This window comes from Antrihabitans stalactiti, assembly GCF_012932915.1.
GTDB classification, from domain to species: Bacteria; Actinomycetota; Actinomycetes; order Mycobacteriales; family Mycobacteriaceae; genus Antrihabitans; species Antrihabitans stalactiti.
The window spans coordinates 524,548-540,518 of record NZ_VCQU01000001.1 but is presented as its reverse complement, the minus strand read 5'-3'; the positions used below and the strand labels follow the sequence as shown (position 1 = coordinate 540,518).

General features: G+C 63.8%; 15 protein-coding genes. 4 read left to right on the top strand and 11 right to left on the bottom strand.

Annotated features, from left to right (window positions below; all coding sequences use genetic code 11):
* Positions 1 to 5: 5 nt before the first annotated feature.
* The 3 genes from FGL95_RS02675 to FGL95_RS02665 form a co-directional block, all read right to left on the bottom strand.
* Complete coding sequence (locus FGL95_RS02675; protein ID WP_169584618.1) at positions 6 to 392, bottom strand: hypothetical protein; 387 nt, start codon at positions 390 to 392, stop codon at positions 6 to 8.
* A 450-nt stretch (positions 393 to 842) separates the two neighbouring features.
* Positions 843 to 1,322 (bottom strand): DinB family protein, encoded by a 480-nt coding sequence (locus FGL95_RS02670; RefSeq protein ID WP_169584617.1) that lies wholly within the window; start codon positions 1,320 to 1,322, stop codon positions 843 to 845.
* 64 nt (positions 1,323 to 1,386) lie between these two features.
* Positions 1,387 to 1,611 carry a hypothetical protein gene (locus FGL95_RS02665; protein ID WP_169584616.1) on the bottom strand — a complete coding sequence of 75 codons (225 nt, stop codon included), beginning with the start codon at positions 1,609 to 1,611 and terminating at the stop codon, positions 1,387 to 1,389.
* Between the two features lie 293 nt (positions 1,612 to 1,904).
* On the opposite strand from FGL95_RS02665, the gene FGL95_RS02660 reads away from it, so the two are divergent.
* Positions 1,905 to 3,533: an acetolactate synthase large subunit gene (locus FGL95_RS02660; RefSeq protein WP_277351738.1), complete on the top strand. Its 1,629-nt coding sequence runs from the start codon at positions 1,905 to 1,907 to the stop codon at positions 3,531 to 3,533.
* Here FGL95_RS02660 and eda read toward each other — a convergent pair.
* The 3 genes from eda to zwf are packed head-to-tail and all read right to left on the bottom strand — an operon-like array spanning position 3,530 to position 7,490.
* Positions 3,530 to 4,183 (bottom strand): bifunctional 4-hydroxy-2-oxoglutarate aldolase/2-dehydro-3-deoxy-phosphogluconate aldolase, encoded by a 654-nt coding sequence (gene eda / locus FGL95_RS02655; protein ID WP_169584614.1) that lies wholly within the window; start codon positions 4,181 to 4,183, stop codon positions 3,530 to 3,532. The two genes, FGL95_RS02660 and eda, sit on opposite strands and share 4 nt — an antisense overlap.
* Entirely contained in the window at positions 4,183 to 6,015 is a 1,833-nt protein-coding gene (edd, locus tag FGL95_RS02650; protein WP_169584613.1) for a phosphogluconate dehydratase, read from the bottom strand. The genes eda and edd overlap by 1 nt, the downstream gene beginning before the upstream one ends.
* Positions 6,012 to 7,490, bottom strand: a complete 1,479-nt coding sequence (zwf, locus tag FGL95_RS02645) for a glucose-6-phosphate dehydrogenase (protein ID WP_169584612.1) — start codon at positions 7,488 to 7,490, stop codon at positions 6,012 to 6,014. Before zwf ends, edd begins: the two co-directional genes overlap by 4 nt.
* A gap of 149 nt (positions 7,491 to 7,639) precedes the next feature.
* Between zwf and FGL95_RS02640 the strand changes: the two genes are divergently transcribed.
* Positions 7,640 to 8,815, top strand: coding sequence for an ROK family transcriptional regulator (locus FGL95_RS02640; protein ID WP_169584611.1), 1,176 nt, complete (start codon positions 7,640 to 7,642; stop codon positions 8,813 to 8,815).
* Positions 8,816 to 9,311: 496 nt separating this feature from the next.
* Here FGL95_RS02640 and FGL95_RS02635 read toward each other — a convergent pair whose 3' ends face one another.
* From FGL95_RS02635 to FGL95_RS02620, 4 genes are all read right to left on the bottom strand, one after another.
* Positions 9,312 to 10,373, bottom strand: a complete 1,062-nt coding sequence (locus FGL95_RS02635) for a C40 family peptidase (protein ID WP_338079681.1) — start codon at positions 10,371 to 10,373, stop codon at positions 9,312 to 9,314.
* A 148-nt stretch (positions 10,374 to 10,521) separates the two neighbouring features.
* The gene (locus FGL95_RS02630; protein WP_169584610.1) at positions 10,522 to 11,367 is read right to left on the bottom strand and encodes an SDR family oxidoreductase; all 846 of its coding nucleotides are present in this window, start codon (positions 11,365 to 11,367) and stop codon (positions 10,522 to 10,524) included.
* On the bottom strand, positions 11,364 to 12,086 hold the full coding sequence (locus FGL95_RS02625) for an SDR family oxidoreductase (RefSeq protein WP_169584609.1): 723 nt from the start codon (positions 12,084 to 12,086) through the stop codon (positions 11,364 to 11,366). The genes FGL95_RS02630 and FGL95_RS02625 overlap by 4 nt, the downstream gene beginning before the upstream one ends.
* 66 nt (positions 12,087 to 12,152) lie before the next feature.
* Entirely contained in the window at positions 12,153 to 13,040 is an 888-nt protein-coding gene (locus FGL95_RS02620; RefSeq protein ID WP_206071389.1) for an alpha/beta fold hydrolase, read from the bottom strand.
* A gap of 118 nt (positions 13,041 to 13,158) precedes the next feature.
* Between FGL95_RS02620 and FGL95_RS02615 the strand changes: the two genes are divergently transcribed.
* Positions 13,159 to 13,743 carry a TetR/AcrR family transcriptional regulator gene (locus tag FGL95_RS02615; protein WP_169584608.1) on the top strand — a complete coding sequence of 195 codons (585 nt, stop codon included), beginning with the start codon at positions 13,159 to 13,161 and terminating at the stop codon, positions 13,741 to 13,743.
* Between the two features lie 25 nt (positions 13,744 to 13,768).
* On the opposite strand, the gene FGL95_RS02610 is transcribed toward FGL95_RS02615, so the two are convergent.
* Positions 13,769 to 14,344 (bottom strand): TetR family transcriptional regulator, encoded by a 576-nt coding sequence (locus tag FGL95_RS02610; RefSeq protein WP_169584607.1) that lies wholly within the window; start codon positions 14,342 to 14,344, stop codon positions 13,769 to 13,771.
* A gap of 124 nt (positions 14,345 to 14,468) precedes the next feature.
* On the opposite strand from FGL95_RS02610, the gene FGL95_RS02605 reads away from it, so the two are divergent.
* Positions 14,469 to 15,710 carry an NADH:flavin oxidoreductase/NADH oxidase family protein gene (locus tag FGL95_RS02605; RefSeq protein WP_169584606.1) on the top strand — a complete coding sequence of 414 codons (1,242 nt, stop codon included), beginning with the start codon at positions 14,469 to 14,471 and terminating at the stop codon, positions 15,708 to 15,710.
* The last annotated feature ends 261 nt before the right edge of the window (positions 15,711 to 15,971 follow it).

Genomic DNA, 15,971 nt, shown 5'->3' with positions numbered 1-15,971 from the left:
AGTAGCTAGCGGTCGGCGATTCGTCCCTTCACGGACTCGGCGAGCTTCTTCGACGACGCGGTGAGATCGTCGAGTCGCTGGCGCAACGTCGCAGAGGCGGAATCGGTGCGGTCTTTGACCGAGTCCGTCAGGTCTTTGGTCGAGGCGCTGAGATCTTCGATTCGCTGCCGCACTGTCTCCGAAATGTCGTCGCCGTGCTCGCCAAGGGACTCGATGAGTTCCTTCGCCTTTTCGGCGAGATCGTCGATCAGTTGCCGCACTGTCTCCGAGATGTCGTCACCACGGGACGCGACGGTCTCGGTGAGATCCTTCGCTTTCGCAGCAAGATCATCGACACGCTCCTTCAACGACGACGAGATCTTGTCAGCGCGTCCTGCTGGCTCTTGGGTCATTTTTCGCTCCGTCCGGGGGCAATCGAATGGGAAGCTGCTTCCCCGACCACCGTATCCGCGAAATAACACCTGACGAGGCAAAACTTTGAACGGCGATGGGCGACGTGGTTTCGCGGCCCGATGTTCTGGGCATTCTGTGCGGTCGGCGGGTGCCACCGTGGCGTCGGCCTAGAGGGAGAGGTTCGAACAAGATGCCTGCTCGCGGGAAAGCTACTGATCGGGCAGATTCGAAGCCTCGGAAGGCGGGTCGTATCGCCTGGAAGGTGACACGACGGCAACCGGCCGTCTTCGGACTCATTCTGGCTCTGCGACTTTCGCTGATTCTTGCCGTCTTCGGCGGCATCGCATACGCGGGTTGGCGAGTGTTCGGTTCCTCGCCGCGAAACGAAGCTGAGCACCGGGCAGAACCGCTAGTGACAGAGGATCTCCGATAGACGGGGTCTCGGCAACTCAGTCGGCCAGCAACTGCTCGCGCAGGATGTCGGCGTGCCCGCAGTGGTGGGCGAGCTCGCGCAGGACTTGTAAATACACCCACCGCACTGTGCGAGGCCCGGTCCGGTGGCCGGTCACGACGGCGTCGAGCGACAGCTCCGCGACCGCCGCGCGGGCGGTCGCGCATGCCTCCCGGTGGGCTGTGGTGACGGAGGCGATGGTGTCGTCAGCAGCGAGCATGAACGACTCGTCCGGGCTCTGTACCAGGCCCAGCTCTCGGCGAGATGTGCCGCCGATGCACTCCTCGAACCACACGCGCTGCATCCACGTGACGTGCTTGAGCAGGCCGAGCAACGTCGTCGCGGACGAGACGAGCCGACGGCGAGCTTGCTCCTCGGTGACGCCCTCGAGTGTGGCCTCCAGTGTGCTGCGGTACTCCTCGACGAACGCGTCGAGCTGGGTGCGTTCATCCTCGAGCAGCACGTCGAACGATCCCATCCGAGTCTCCCGTCACGCCCCAGGCCGTCGGCAGCGAACGGCCCACCTGCATGTCGACCGAATCCTAGATGACTTCGACGAGATCGAACCGGGCGTGCAGCTCGGCCCAGGTGATCGTCCTACGACCGTCGCTGCTGCAGTAGCCGCGGCTGTCGGTCGGCAGCCAGGTCCGCATCATGTCGTCGCGCACAATCGGACGATCGGCAGGCTCGGGGGCGTTGCTCAACGTTGCAACGAGCCAGACGCGCAGTTCTTTCGAAGCGGTATGTGAATCAGTGGGGACGTTCATGACGGTATTCCTGTGCCGGCGGCTCGCTCTGTTCCGTGAGCCGAACTGGCAAGAACGCTATGGAGATCCGCCGAAGAATTCGATCCGGAACACGCGCGTACTATCCGGAATACGCAGGTCATGCTGCCCTAGCTCGGGCGGCTCGCGACCCAGGCGTGCTGGTGCCGACATCGGCGCGTCTCGAAACCGTACAGAGAAGTAACAACCTCGCGTCCGGCTACGGCCGGGGACAGGCAGGCGTCGTGCACGAGCCAACGACAACCGAACCCGGCTCCGAGTCATCAGCGGCTGAACTGATGGTTCGTTGTCTCGAGTCCGAAGGGGTGCAATTCGTCTTCGGCATTCCTGGGGAGGAGAACATCCGTCTCGTCCAGGCGCTCGCCAAGTCGGGAATCCGGTACATCCTGACTCGGCACGAGCAAGGGGCGTCGTTCATGGCCGAGATGTACGGCCGTGTCACCGGTCGCGCAGGGGTGGTATCTGCGACTCTGGGGCCGGGTGCGATCAACATGCAACTCGGCGTCGCCGATGCCACGACCAACAGCACCCCCTTGGTCGCGTTGTCGGCGCAGGTCGGCCATGACCGGGAGTACAAGGAATCGCATCAGTTCGTTGATCTGGTCTCGATGTTCGCGCCGATCACCCGATGGTCGGCCGGTGTGCCGACCGTGCGGGCGATCCCCGAAATGTTCCGCAAGGCCTTCAAATCCGCAGAGACCGAGCGCCCCGCGGCGGTCTATCTTGCCGTTCCCGAAAACATCGACTCCGCACCGGCGGACGCTGCGTTGTCGCCGCTTCCTCGCAACGTCGTTCGCGCCGAAGCCCCTTCGCCGAATCAAGTCACTCGAGCGGCGCAGATCCTTCGCGATGCCAAGTCACCGATTGTTCTTGCAGGCCATGGCGCCGCCCGTAACAACGCAAGCGCAGCGCTGATCCGTTTCGCGAACGAACTACGCATTCCGGTCGCGACGACATTTCACGGCAAGGGCGTCATGCCGGACGACGATCCGAATTCGATCGGAACAATCGGCTTCATGCGGCGCGACTATGTCAATTTCGGCTTCGACGCCGCGGACGTCATCGTCGCAGTGGGCTATGAGTTGCAGGAGTTCGATCCGGTGCGGATCAATCCGGCCGCGGACAAAAAGATCATCCACATTCACCGGTTTCCTGCCGAGGTCGACGGTCACTACTCCGTCGACGTCGGCATTGTCGGTGATATCAGTGCCTCGCTCGACGCGCTCAGCGACACGCTCCGGGACCATCGATTCCCGGTTGCGCCGCAGGCCCCGTTGTGCGACATGCTCGCCGACGAACTCCAGCGTGGGGCGCAAGATTCCAGGTTCCCGCTGGCGCCTCAGCGCGTGGTTGCCGATACGCGAGCCGCGCTGGGGCGCAGCGATGTCGTTCTGGTCGACACCGGCGCGGTGAAGATGTGGATGGCCCGGATGTATCCGACATACGAGCCGAACACGTGCTTGATCTCGAACGGCCTGTCCACGATGGCGTTCGCGCTGCCGGGCGCTCTCGGGGTATCGCTGGCACTGCCCGACGTCAAGGTGCTCGCCGTGATGGGGGACGGAGCGTTCCTCATGAATTCGCAGGAGATCGAAACCGCTGTCCGCGAACATATTCCGCTGGTCGTGCTGATCTGGGAAGACAACGGATACGGGCTCATCGAATGGAAGATGGACCTGGAGCTGGGCGAGCACCATTACGTCTCGTTCGCCAATCCGGACATCGTCAAGTACGCGGAAAGCTTTGGGGCGAAGGGCTATCGGATCAGTTCGGCCGATGAACTTCTCCCGACGCTGCGCTCCGCGCTTGCCGATGACGGTGTGACGCTGATCTGCTGCCCGGTCGACTATTCGGAGAACCTCCGGCTGACCGACCGCCTCGGCCAGCTCGACGATGCGCTCTAGCCCGGGGCGCTGCCTGGATGTTCCCCGAGCGTCGCTGCCTGCGCGGCGAGCGTTCGGATACGTGTCCATTCCTGCGCGCCCATTGCGGCAGCGGGCGTGATCCACGAGCCGCCCACGCATCCCACGTTGGGAAGCGCCAAGTAGTCCGCGGCATTCGAAATCGAGATGCCGCCGGTGGGGCAGAACCGTGCTGCCTGCACGGGGGAGTGAATCGACGCGAGAAACTTTGCACCTCCCGCAGCCTCTGCCGGAAAGAACTTCATCTCCGTGTATCCCGCCTCCAGCAGCGCGAGAACCTCGGAAACCGTTGCGACACCTGGCAAATGCGGCAGTCCGGTGTCGGTCATCGCGCCCAGCAAGCTTGGCGTGCTTCCCGGCGACACCAAGAACTGGGCACCCGCCGCCGCCGCAAGCATTGCCTGCTGCGGAGCGACGATCGTGCCCGCGCCCACCAGAATCTCAGGTACTTCAGCGGCGATCCGCTCGATCGCCTCGATGGCCACCGGCGTCCGCAGCGTGAGTTCGATGACCGGTAGCCCGCCGTCGACCAGGGCTCGGGCAAGCGGAACCGCGTCCTCGACGCGATCGATGACGACCACGGGGATGACTGGGACCAGATCGAGCAACGATCGGGTGGTTGTCGTTGTCATCACGCCACCCACTCGGTGATGACGCTGGCGCCCTGGTCTGCGGGACCGACGACCGCGCGCAGGCCGGCGAACAGTTCCCGGCCGGTGCCGACCCACTCGTCGGGATCCGGGGCGCGGCCGGTCGGTGTGCGCTGCTCGAACTCGTCGTCGGCAACATGCAGGGTCAAAGTCCCTGCGATGGCGTCGACGGTGATGACATCGCCGTCCTGCACCCGAGCGAGCGGTCCGCCCAACGCTGCTTCAGGTGTGAGATGTATTGCTGCAGGCACCTTTCCGGATGCGCCGGACATTCGGCCGTCGGTGACAAGGGCCACCCGATGGCCGCGATCCTGCAATACGCCCAACGCGGGGGAGAGCTTGTGCAACTCCGGCATACCGATGGCCCGCGGCCCTTGATAGCGCAGCACTGCGACCATGTCGCCGTCGAGGTCGCCGGCGCCGAAAGCGTCGAGGAAGTCGGCTTGGTCGTCGAACACGACCGCTGGCGCGGTGATCGAGCGATGTTCGGGTTTGACCGCCGACGTCTTGATCACCGACTTGCCGAGATTGCCTTCGAGGGTTTTGAGACCGCCGTCGGCATCGAACGGATCCTCGTAGCCACGAAGGACCGAGGTGTCGTGGCTGATCTTGGTGCCGTCGAACCAGCGCACGCCTGCCCCGTCGAGTTTCGGCTCCTGGGTGTACCGGCGCAGGCCGCGACCGGCGACCGTCATGACGTCGTCGTGCAGGAGTCCGGCGTCGAGCAGCGTTCCGATGACGACGCCGAGGCCGCCTGCGGCGTGGAAGTGGTTGACGTCTGCGCTGCCGTTCGGATAGATCCGCGCGAGCAGCGGAACCACAGCGGACAGGTCCGAAAGATCGCGCCACGTCAACGTGATTCCGGCGGCACGGGCGATCGCGACAAGGTGCATGGTGTGGTTCGTCGAACCGCCACACGCGAGAAGTGCGACGCAGCCGTTGACGATCGCGCGCTCGTCGATCATTTCGCCGACGGGTGTGTAGTCGTCACCCAGAGCAGTCAAGCCGGTCACCTGACGGCCGGCTTCGGACGTGAGCGCATCACGCAGCGGCGTACCGGGATTGACGAAACTCGAACCCGGCAAGTGCAGACCCATGACCTCCATCAGCAACTGATTGGAGTTGGCCGTGCCGAAGAATGTGCACGTTCCGCTGCTGTGATACGACGCTGCCTCGGCTTCCAGCAGCGCCTCGCGGCCGACTTTGCCTTCGGCGTACAGCTGGCGTGCTTTCGCCTTTTCGCCGTTAGGAAGTCCGGAGGTCATCGGTCCGGCGGGAACGAAAACCGTTGGCAAGTGCCCGAATGCGAGCGCCCCGATCAGCATTCCCGGCACGATCTTGTCGCAGACGCCGAGCATGAGTGCACCGTCGAACATGTCGTGGGACAACGCGATTGCGGTGGACATGGCGATGACGTCGCGGCTGAACAACGAAAGTTGCATTCCGTCGCGACCCTGCGTGATGCCGTCGCACATGGCAGGCACGCCACCGGCGAACTGCGCAATACCGCCGGCCTCGATGACCGACTGCTTCAGCTGTGCGGGAAACGACTCGAACGGCTTGTGTGCCGACAGCATGTCGTTGTAGGCGGAGACGATTGCGATGTTCGGCTTGACCATGCCGCGGAGGGCTTGCTTGTCGGCTTTGCCGGACGCCGCGAACCCATGCGCGAGGTTGGCGCAGGCCAGCCGACCACGTGCCGGTCCGCGCTCGCCTGCTTCGCGAATGCGGTCCAGATAGGCGGATCGTTGCGGCTTGCTTGCCTCGACGATGCGGTCGGTGACTTCTGCAAGGGCTGGATGAATGTAGTTCACGGTGTTGCTCCTTCGTGCCAGGTACGGCCGTCGCGCTCGATGAGAGTGGTCGCATCGGTGGGACCGTTCGTTCCTGCCGCGTATTTGCGTGGGCCGCGTTCGGACTGTTTCCAGCCGGACAGGATCGGCTCTACCCATGCCCATGCCGCTTCGACCTCGTCGCGCCGCATGAACAACGTCGGATTGCCGCGGACGACGTCCATGAGCAGGCGCTCGTAGGCATCCGGCGACGGCTGCGCAAATGCTTCTGTGTAGCTGAGGTCTAGTGCGACCGGACGCAGCCGGATGCCGCCCGGACCGGGTTGTTTGGCCGTCATCTGTAGCCGCATGCCTTCGTTGGGCTGCAGTTGGATGACGAGCTTGTTTGGTTCGCCGCCACCCTCGCTGTCCGGAAACATCGGGTGCGGAACAGGTTTGAATTCGATGATGATTTCGGAGAGTCGTCGCTCCATGCGTTTACCGGTCCGTAGATAGAACGGAACTCCGGCCCAGCGCCAGTTGCGCACCTCGGCCTTCACCGCAACGAACGTCTCGGTGCGACTGTCGGGGTTTTCGACTTCTTCCTTGTAGCCGGGAACAGCAACCCCGTCCGACAAACCCGGAACATATTGTCCGGCAACCGTGTTCCGCTTCACGTCTTTGGGCGTCATCGGTTGCAGGGCCAGCAATACCTTCAGTTTCTCGTCGCGGACCGTTTCTCTGTCGACGTAGGTCGGGGGCTCCATCGCGACCAGGCAGAGCATCTGAAGTAGATGGTTCTGCAGCATGTCCCGCAATGCACCCGAGCCGTCGTAGTAGTCGCCGCGCGCGCCGACGCCGAGGGACTCCGACACGGTGATCTGGATGTTGTCGATCCAGCTCGAGTTCCACAACGGTTCGAGGAACGTGTTGGCGAAGCGCGTCACGAGCAGGTTCTGCACGCTCTCTTTGCCGAGATAGTGGTCGATGCGGAAGATCTGGGATTCCTCGAATACCGCGCCGACCGCGTCGTTGATCGCGCGTGCCGACTCGAGACTGTGTCCGATCGGCTTTTCCAGCACGACGCGAGAATCGGCGTCGACGAGATCGTGCTCGGCGAGCTGTGCGCAGATCGGGCCGAACAACGCAGGTGCGCAGGCGAGATAGAACACGCGTATCTTGCCCGACTTGTCGCTCAGCCGAGTTGTCAGCTCGGCCCAGTCGGTTCCGTCAGCGAAATCGATGCTCGCGTAGTCGAGCCTGGCGCGGAATCGTTGCAGTGTTTCCTGGTCGAGGGCGTGCTCGGGGACGAATCGGCCGAGTTCGCCGCGCACTTTGTCGCGGTAACCCGACGTATCCAGGCCGGCCCGGGAAGCGGCGATGATCCGGGTGTCCGGTGGGAGCTCTCCGTCACGGTCGCGGAGATAGAGGGCTGGTAGGAGCTTTCGTACGGCGAGATCGCCGGTTCCGCCGAAGACGACGAAATCGAATGGTTCCACGGGTATCGCGGTTGACATTGGTGCCTCCTCACATGATGTGAAGTCTGTCGAGAACGACCCTATGGCACACTTAGGCGTCCTGGCAACCTGACTTATGTATTTCTAAGCACAAAGATCGGTGGGTTACGTTGTTGCTCGCCCAATGGTCAGTTGATTCAATGACGGGTATGCGCCTGTCCTTTTCTGCGCCTGTGGCGACTGCAGGCGAAGTGTTTGCCCTGATCCGAGACGGTGCGGCCACTACTCGCAGTGAGGTCGGCCGGATAACCGGACTGTCCCGCACGGCGGTCGCTGCCCGGGTGTCGGCGCTGGAGGCACGCGGACTTGTCGTGGAGAACGAAGAAGGCCCGTCCACCGGCGGTCGTCCGCCCGCGAGGTTGACCTTCAATTCCGACGCGGGCGTTGTTCTGGCGGCAGCAATCGGGCGTAGCCGCACTCGACTGGGTGTGTGCGACCTCGCCGGTCGAGTGCTGGCAATGGCGGACCTGGATCAAGAGGTTGGTACTGGACCCAACGACCTGATGCCCGATGTCGTCAAGCGCCTCGAAGTCCTGCTCGACGAACTGGGGCGTGGCCATGATCAGGTTCTCGGGGTGGGGCTGAGCATTCCGGGAACTGCCGACCGAGAGCGCGGTTGCAGCCTCAGTTCGCCCATCATGAGCGGTTGGGACGGGATCCCGCTAGCGCCGTATTTCGAGACCCTCACGTCGGCGCCTGTGCTCCTCGACAACGACGCCAATGCAATCGTCCTCTCCGAAAAGCGCGAACACCGTGCGAATTTCGAGAATGTGTTGCTGATCAAGGCGTCGACCGGGCTCGGTGCAGGGATCGTCGCCGGGGGAGTCGTGCAGCGCGGCGCCCTCGGCGCGGCCGGCGAGTTCGGCCACACCAAAACCCAAGCAGCGGTGGGAGTTTCATGCAGGTGCGGTGACACCGGATGTTTGGAAGCCGTAGCCGGCGGATGGGCGCTCGTGCGGCGATTGCAAGAGCAAGGCCGTCCGGTCGGGCACATCCGCGCCGTCGTCGACCTCGCTATTGCCGGCGATCCCGAAGCGCGCCGCCTGATCCGGGAGAGCGGACGGCTGATCGGTGAAGTGCTTGCCGGCGCGGTGAATCTGCTCAACCCCGAGGTCCTTGTAGTAGGCGGCGACATGTCGAACGCCTACGACACGTTCGTCGCAGGCCTCCGGGAAACCCTCTACGGCAATGCCGCAGCCCTGGTCACCAGAGAACTTCAGATACGGCCGTCGACGCACGGCGAAGAAGCCGGTGTTATCGGTAGCGCCGCAATGATTCTCGACCACGTTCTCAGTGCGAGAGCCGTGGACGCCGGGCTGGGGTGATCGTCGGTCGGTCGGCCGAGCGGCTACGTGTTTTCGTAACTTACGTATACGGACCCGTGAATCTACGGATGTGGCGGCAACCCGATGTTGCGAAAGTTGGTAGCACAACGAACTCGCAAGGCCGGGCCACGAAGTGGCATCGGTGATCGGAAGGCTAGGCCCGGCATGAACGTCTTGATCGAAATGACTGCTCTGTCAATGAGTCGTTCTGCCAGTTGTGGAGATGCCGAGAAACTCGCAGCGTGGTTCGAAGCGAAGGCACGTCTTCACGAACACTTGGCCGCCGAAGGTGGCGCGGACCGGGCACGCGAAAGCGCACTGGCCGTTCAGGCGCACGAACATTCATTGCGCTTACTGCGCACACGCGCGGTTGCCTGACGTCGAAGCCCGTAAATGATTTACCGCCTACCATCGTGGCTGAGCGTCGAAATCGCGCTGGGAGTTTCACCTTTGAGTCAGCGATTTGGCGTATCGGATCTTGTTGCCAACCAGCTGATCAGTAGCGCCTCGCGCCGTAGAACGGCCCGCCTCGGTCGAGCGGGACGACGGAGACCGGAACTCCGAACATCGGCGCGTGCAGCAGCATTCCGTGTCCCAGATAGATTCCGACATGGTGCGCGTCCTCGTAGAACCCGACGACGTCACCAGGCTGCATCTTGTCGCGGGGGACCGGGATTCCTCCTTCCATCTGGGCGTAGCTCGATCGCGGAAGTACCTTGCCGACCTGACTGTAGGCCCAGACCACAAGCCCTGAGCAGTCGAATGTCGTCGGCCCAGTCGCTCCCCACTCGTATGGGCTGCCGACTTTCGTGAGGGCTGCTTGTACCGCGCTCGCACCGGCGTCTGTACCGAGGGCCTCGAGGATGATGCTCATATCAAATCCGGGAGGGAGGGCAGCCCCGGAAAGACCAGCCTGCTCTCCTGGCGAAAGTTGCGCCCATGCCGCAGTGACAGCAGCGATCGCGGACTTCAGCTCGCTCTGAGTTTGTTGGAGGTCCGTGCGGACGAACTGCGCTTGCACTGCGGCAGCGCGAGCGGCGTCTGCGGATGTACGAGAGTCTTTTTCGACGGCTGCGAGTCCGACGATCGCGTTCTTCAACTCGGCGACCTGTATACGCGTCTTGTTCGAGATCAGGTCGATCGCCGACATCTGGGCGAGCAACTGCTGCGGCGAATCGCTCGTAAAGATCGCGGAGAGCCGGTATGTCAGCGCACCCTGATAACCAGCCAACGCCACCTGATCGATCAGGGGCTGATACCTCGCAACCGAGTTTTGTGCAGCATCCAGCGCACGTTGGTGGTCAGCTTGCTTCGCCTCAGCGGCCTGTTGCACTGCGATTTTGTTGTCCAGATCGATCTGCGCATTGTGCAGGGCTTCGGTGATCTGCTCGGAATATCGCGCAAGTTCCACAAGCTTTTGCACAGCCTCGCTGGAGCTGTCGGGCAACATTACTGGGTCGGCAGTGGCCGGCAAGGCGGGCATTCCGGCCATTGCGACGAATAACAGCCCAACAGCGAGCGCCTGTCCGAGCGAGCGTTTGAAGCGACTCAGCGTCACGGATGAGCCCTCCGTTCCTTGCCCTTCTCGACGATCTCGCGACTTTGCAGGCTCACCGCGAGACCTCGAATAGGTTACTTGAATGAGGTCCGTTCATCTCCAGATCGGACACAATTCTGTCGTATCGAGCTGGTATTCGCGATTCTGCTCAGGTGGTCGCTGCCGCCAGGATCCGGTCGGTGAAGGCCGTTGGTGTGATGCCCACCGCGAGTTTCTGAGCGCGGCTTGCGGTGTCGAGGATGTATCGCCGTTTGGGTCGCGACGACGTGAGGGCGTGGTGGACGGCTTTGGTCACGCGTTTGGGGTCAGCTGCGAACTTCTGCATGCGTCCGAGCAGCGTGCGGCTGCCGGTGAGATGGGCCGCGTATAGCTCACGGACCTCGTCGCTGAGTTGGGCGGTCATGGCGTCGTAGTCGTCGAGCATGCCGTCCCACATGTCGGTCTTGATGGGTCCGGGTTCGATGAGTGAGACCGGAATCTTCCACGGACGCAGCTCCATTCGTAGAGCGTCGGCCAGCGACTCGATGGCGTACTTCGACGCGCTGTAGGCGCCGGTGCCGGGGGTGGTGATCAGTCCGCTGACCGAGGAGATGAACACGACTCTGCCGTGTCCTGCGCGCAGTGCGGGGAGTACGGCTTGAGTGACCGCGATCTGCGATACGACGTTCACGTCGAGCTGCTTCGACAGGTTGTCGATCGACAATCCCTCGACTGGTCCGCTGACGATGATGCCCGCGTTGTTCACGACAGCGTCCAATGTGGACGGAAGGTGTTGTGGGAGTGTGGCAATGGCGTCGCGGTCGGTGATGTCGAGCGGAACGCCGATGACGTTGGTCATCGCGTTGAGTCGAGCGAGTGCCGATTCGGATCGGGCGGTTGCGTACACCGTCCACCCGGCCTCGCTCATGCGCTGGGTGATGGCCAGGCCGATGCCGCGTCCTGCTCCTGTGACCAATACTGTGCGGGCAGCGGGATTGGTTGTCCGGGTGGTCATGACGTCGCCCCTGCGGTCGCGTGCAGGTCCGGGTAGGCGGCCTCGATCGGTCCGCTCAGTGCTGCCTTGGCTCTGGAGGTCAGTTCGTCACCGATTACCTCGTATCCGCCTGCGGCAACGGTGTCGTAGACCGCAGCGACGAGGTCTTCGGGGCGAAGTTTCGGACCGTCGGCGTGCGCGGCCATGGCGGTGTCGACGTAGCCCATGTGCACTCCGACAACGTGGATGTCGCGCGGTGCAAATTCGAGGCGCAGTGAGTTCGTTGCGGCCCAGAGTGCCGCTTTCGAGACGCTGTATGCGCCGCCGTATGCGTTCCAACTTGCCACCGAGTGAACGTCGATGAGGACGGCGCCATGTGCTGCGCTCAGCGCCGGGGTGAAAGCTCTCGCCAAGAGGACGGGTCCGAAGAAGTTGGTCTCCATGATCGCGCGAAGATCGGCTTCGGGCACCTCGACGAGACTGGCGGTGGGCGGGAGTGCACCGGCGTTGTTGATGAGGACCGAGACATCGGGTGCGGCGTCGACAGCGGCGGCGATGGACTCGGCATCGGTGACGTCGAGACGCAACGGGATGATGCGCTCGTCCTCCCATTCGCGGGGAGTACGGGCTGCCGCGTACACCTTGCGTGCGCCGCGGGAGAGTGCCTGATGGACGAAATGTGCACCGAGTCCGCCGTTCGCGCCGGTGACGAGTACGACGGTGTCGTCGAGAGTGGGCATGGTGGTGACTTCCTGTTCGATGGAGGACGACACGTCGTCGTCGGGGATTGTGTGTGCTTGGGCGGTTCAGGCCGCAAGGAATTCCAGTGCAGCGGTGACGAACTGGCGGTGCTCCTGGAAGATTCCGCCATGTCCGGCGTCGGCGTAGATACGCAGGGTTGCGTTGGGTAGTCGGCGCGCGAGGTCGTAGGAGTTGCTGGTCGGCACCATCCGGTCGTGCTCGCCGTTGGCTACCAGCACCGGGTGGGTGATCGCGCTGAGGTCGGCCGGAGTCTGTGCGCCCCAAGCGTGGATGGCGCGCAGTTGCGTGCGGAGCACGCGTAGCGAGACGGCGGCGTCACGGTCGTCGGTACGTTCCTTCAGGCGTGCGACAAATGCTCGTGCTTGTGCTTTGCCGTTTTCGGTGCGGGTGAAGAACAGGTTCTGCTTCGGATCCTTGTTGGTGAGAATGGCGGTGATGCTGTCGACGTAGGTCACCCTGGTGACGCGCTCGATTCCCTCGCCGCCGGCAGGCCCGGTGCCGGCCAGGATGATCGAGCGGACGAGTTCGGGGCGAGCAGCGGCGATGACCTGGGCGATGAAGCCGCCCATAGAGAAGCCGAGCAGGTCCACTTTCGCGAAACCCATCGCCTCGATGAATGCGATCGCGTCCGCGGCCATCGCCTCGATGGTGTCGGGGGTGGAGCCGCCCGAGGCGCCGACGCCCCTGTTGTCGAAGGCCACTACGTGGTGGTGTGCAGCGATCCCGTCGATCACGCGCGGGTCCCAGTTGTCGAGGTTGGCTGCCAGGTGATGGAGGAAGATCACCGGGACACCACCCACCGGACCGTATGTGCGATAGGCGAAGTCGGCGCCGCCGACGGCGATGCTGCGAGTGGGGACGGTGGCCCAGGATGTCGCCGGGGGCGTGGGTGAGGGGGTGTGTTGGTTGTCGTGTGCGTTCAGGCCGGTCATCGCTGCTCCAATGTAGTAAACCAATCGGTGTACTTCGGGACAGTAGCCGCATTCGGCGCGGATGTAAACAGATCTGTGTACACTTGTTTCGAGAAACTTTCAGCGATGGGACCGGGTAATGACGACGACTGCGACTGCGAGCAAGCGAACGGGCGGTGGCCGAGGAGCCCGCGATCGGATCCTCGCCGCCGCGACGGAGTTGTTCTACTTCGACGGCATCAATGCCACCGGCGTCGACCGGGTCGCCTCGAAGGCGGATGTCTCCAAAAGAACTCTGTACAAGCACTTCCCGAGTAAGGCCGTGCTGGTGGAGCAGTACCTAGCGCACTTACGGGCGGCGTTACCCGACCCGCGCGAGGCTGAGGCCGAGGGGCCGCGGGCACGCCTGTTGTCGCTCTTCCCCGTTCCCGAGCAGGGGGTCGGTCGGATGCGTGGATGTCCGTTCCACAACGCGGCGGTCGAAGCCGCTGCGTCCATGCCCGGGGTCGAAGACTTCGTCCGTCTGCACAAACTGGCGTTCCTCGACGCGGTCACCGACCTGTGTCGCGAGTTCGGCGCCGACGATCCGGTGTTGCTGGGCAAACAAATCGCGCTGCTCTATGAAGGTGCGGCGGCGCTGTCGACGTCACTCGACGACTCGGCGCCGTGGGCGTGCGCACGAACCACGGCCGCGGCTCTGCTGGACGGGTCGCGCTCTGCTTGAGTCCCGGGCGGACCTGGTTGCGAGGTCAGCGGGCGAGAAAGTCGAGTGCGGCGGCGATGCCATTGTCGAGGACTCTGTTGGACTCTGCTTTGTCGGCGAGCGCACGGGCGAGTTGCATGGTGCCGACCAGCAGAGTGAACAAGGTCTGGGCGGTGCGGCGGGCGGAGTCGGGATCGCTGGGTGCCAGGCGCGTGGCGACCTCGTCGAGGATCGCGGCCGCGCCGGCGGTGTAGGCGAGTTTGACCGGATCGCCGCTGCGGGCGATCTCATCGAGTAGCGCCGCCGACGGGCATCCGGTGGCGAGATCGTCGCGATGCTCGGCGGTCAGGTATCCGCGCACGAAATCCGCGAGGCCGGCCCGCCCCGGCGGCAGATCGTGAATCGCGGCGGCTTGGGTGCTCAATTGGTCGCTCACCACGGCCGCGACTAGGTCGTCCTTGGAGGTGAAGTGTGCGTAGAACGCACCGTTGGTCAGCGCAGCGTCCGACATCAAAGTCGCGATTCCCGATCCGTCGAGCCCGTCGCGTTTGAACCGTCTGCCAGATGTGTCGATGATGCGTCGGCGGGTGACGTCCTTGTGCTCCTTGGGATATCGAGCCACGGGCCCTCCTCTTTCGATGCGGTCTCTTGCGTTGCTTCCACCTCCAAGATAGCATTACGAACATAAGATTATGATCGACAGCCAATGTAGTTGGTTTCACCTCTCGGAGGAAGGTTCCGAATCTATGACGACGCTCCACGACCCGTTGCCTTTGCCCTGCGGGTTGGTGCTGCCCAATCGCATCATGAAGGCTGCGATGAGCGAGGCCCTCGGCGGGCGCCGCAACGAGCCCGACGACCGGATCGAGCGGTTGTACCGCCGGTGGGCGCACGGCGGATACGGGTTGCTGGTCACCGGCAATGTGATGGTGGATCGTCGCCAGCTCGGCGAGCCCGGCAACATCGCGATCGAGGACGAGCGTGATCTGGCGGCGTTGACGGCGTGGGCGAAAGCCACCAAGGACGCCGGCGTCCCGATCGTGGTGCAGCTGAATCACCCTGGCCGACAGGCGAATCCGCTGTCGATCGGACACACCCCGGTGGCGCCCAGCGCGGTGGGGCTCGACTTTCCGGGCGCGACGACGCCGCGGGCGTTGACGGGTGCCGAGATCGAGGACATCGTCGATCGGTTCGCCTCCGCGGCCGCGGTGTGTGAGACCGCCGGCTTCGACGGCGTGCAGATCCACGCCGCCCACGGGTATCTGGTCACCCAGTTCCTGTCGCCGCTGACCAATCGACGCACCGACGAGTGGGGCGGGGATCCGGCGCGGCGGATGCGATTCCTGCTCGAGATCGTGCGCCGTATCCGCGCACGGGTGTCGCCAGGATTCGCGGTGACAGTGAAGCTCAACTCGGCCGATTTCCAACGCGGCGGGTTCACCGAAGACGAGTCGCGGGCGGTGGTGGCCAGTCTCGCGGGGGAGGCGGTCGACCTGATCGAGATCAGCGGCGGCACATACGAATCCCCGGCGATGGACGGCTCGTCCGCCGCCAGCACCCGCGCACGGGAAGCCTATTTCCTCGACTACGCCCGCTCGGTCCGAGCGGCCGCCGGTGCCGTCCCGCTGGCCGTCACCGGCGGCTTCCGAACCCGCGCGGGCATGGCGTCCGCTGTCGAGGCGGGGGAGTGCGACGTGGTCGGCATCGCCCGACCGACCGCGACCCGGCCCGAGGCTGCCGACGCGATCCTGACCGGAACCGCCGACACCCTGACGGTCACCGAACTCACGCTGCCCCGGTTGCTCGGTAGGGTCGTCGACACCAAAGCGCTGACGGGTGTTCTCAACCTAGGCTGGAACGCCGACCAGCTGCACCGGATCGGCAACGGACTGCAACCCGACCTCGATCGTGGCCGGTTGGCTACCGCGGTCGCCTTGCTGCGTCGCAACGGTCGAGTCACGCTGCGCCCGAAGCGGGGAATCCGATAACACGCGACAGAGCGACGATGCACTTCCGGCCTGACTTTGATTTGTCGAACGATCGATCCCTGGGGCCGACCGCGTGCTGTGTAATAAGTTACGCTGGCTACTATAACAAAGTTACAGGCGCCTGAGTTATCGCAATAGATTCGGAGCGGTAATGGGGCGGACTGGACGAAGGTGTGTTGGCAAATCGCACCGTAAGCTGAGCGCTCGCAGGGGACCGGGGAGTGAATGACGCGATTCCTGGCGACGAGCGTGACCGGTAGA

Excerpts from the sequence above, each read along its gene's own strand:
- FGL95_RS02675 (WP_169584618.1), bottom strand. The coding sequence starts at position 392 with ATGACCCAAGAGCCAGCAGGACGCGCTGACAAGATCTCGTCGTCGTTG.
- FGL95_RS02670 (WP_169584617.1), bottom strand. The coding sequence starts at position 1,322 with ATGGGATCGTTCGACGTGCTGCTCGAGGATGAACGCACCCAGCTCGAC.
- FGL95_RS02665 (WP_169584616.1), bottom strand. The coding sequence starts at position 1,611 with ATGAACGTCCCCACTGATTCACATACCGCTTCGAAAGAACTGCGCGTC.
- eda (WP_169584614.1), bottom strand. The coding sequence starts at position 4,183 with ATGACAACGACAACCACCCGATCGTTGCTCGATCTGGTCCCAGTCATC.
- zwf (WP_169584612.1), bottom strand. The coding sequence starts at position 7,490 with ATGTCAACCGCGATACCCGTGGAACCATTCGATTTCGTCGTCTTCGGC.
- FGL95_RS02640 (WP_169584611.1), top strand. The coding sequence starts at position 7,640 with ATGCGCCTGTCCTTTTCTGCGCCTGTGGCGACTGCAGGCGAAGTGTTT.
- FGL95_RS02630 (WP_169584610.1), bottom strand. The coding sequence starts at position 11,367 with ATGACCACCCGGACAACCAATCCCGCTGCCCGCACAGTATTGGTCACA.
- FGL95_RS02625 (WP_169584609.1), bottom strand. The coding sequence starts at position 12,086 with ATGCCCACTCTCGACGACACCGTCGTACTCGTCACCGGCGCGAACGGC.
- FGL95_RS02620 (WP_206071389.1), bottom strand. The coding sequence starts at position 13,040 with ATGACCGGCCTGAACGCACACGACAACCAACACACCCCCTCACCCACG.
- FGL95_RS02615 (WP_169584608.1), top strand. The coding sequence starts at position 13,159 with ATGACGACGACTGCGACTGCGAGCAAGCGAACGGGCGGTGGCCGAGGA.
- FGL95_RS02605 (WP_169584606.1), top strand. The coding sequence starts at position 14,469 with ATGACGACGCTCCACGACCCGTTGCCTTTGCCCTGCGGGTTGGTGCTG.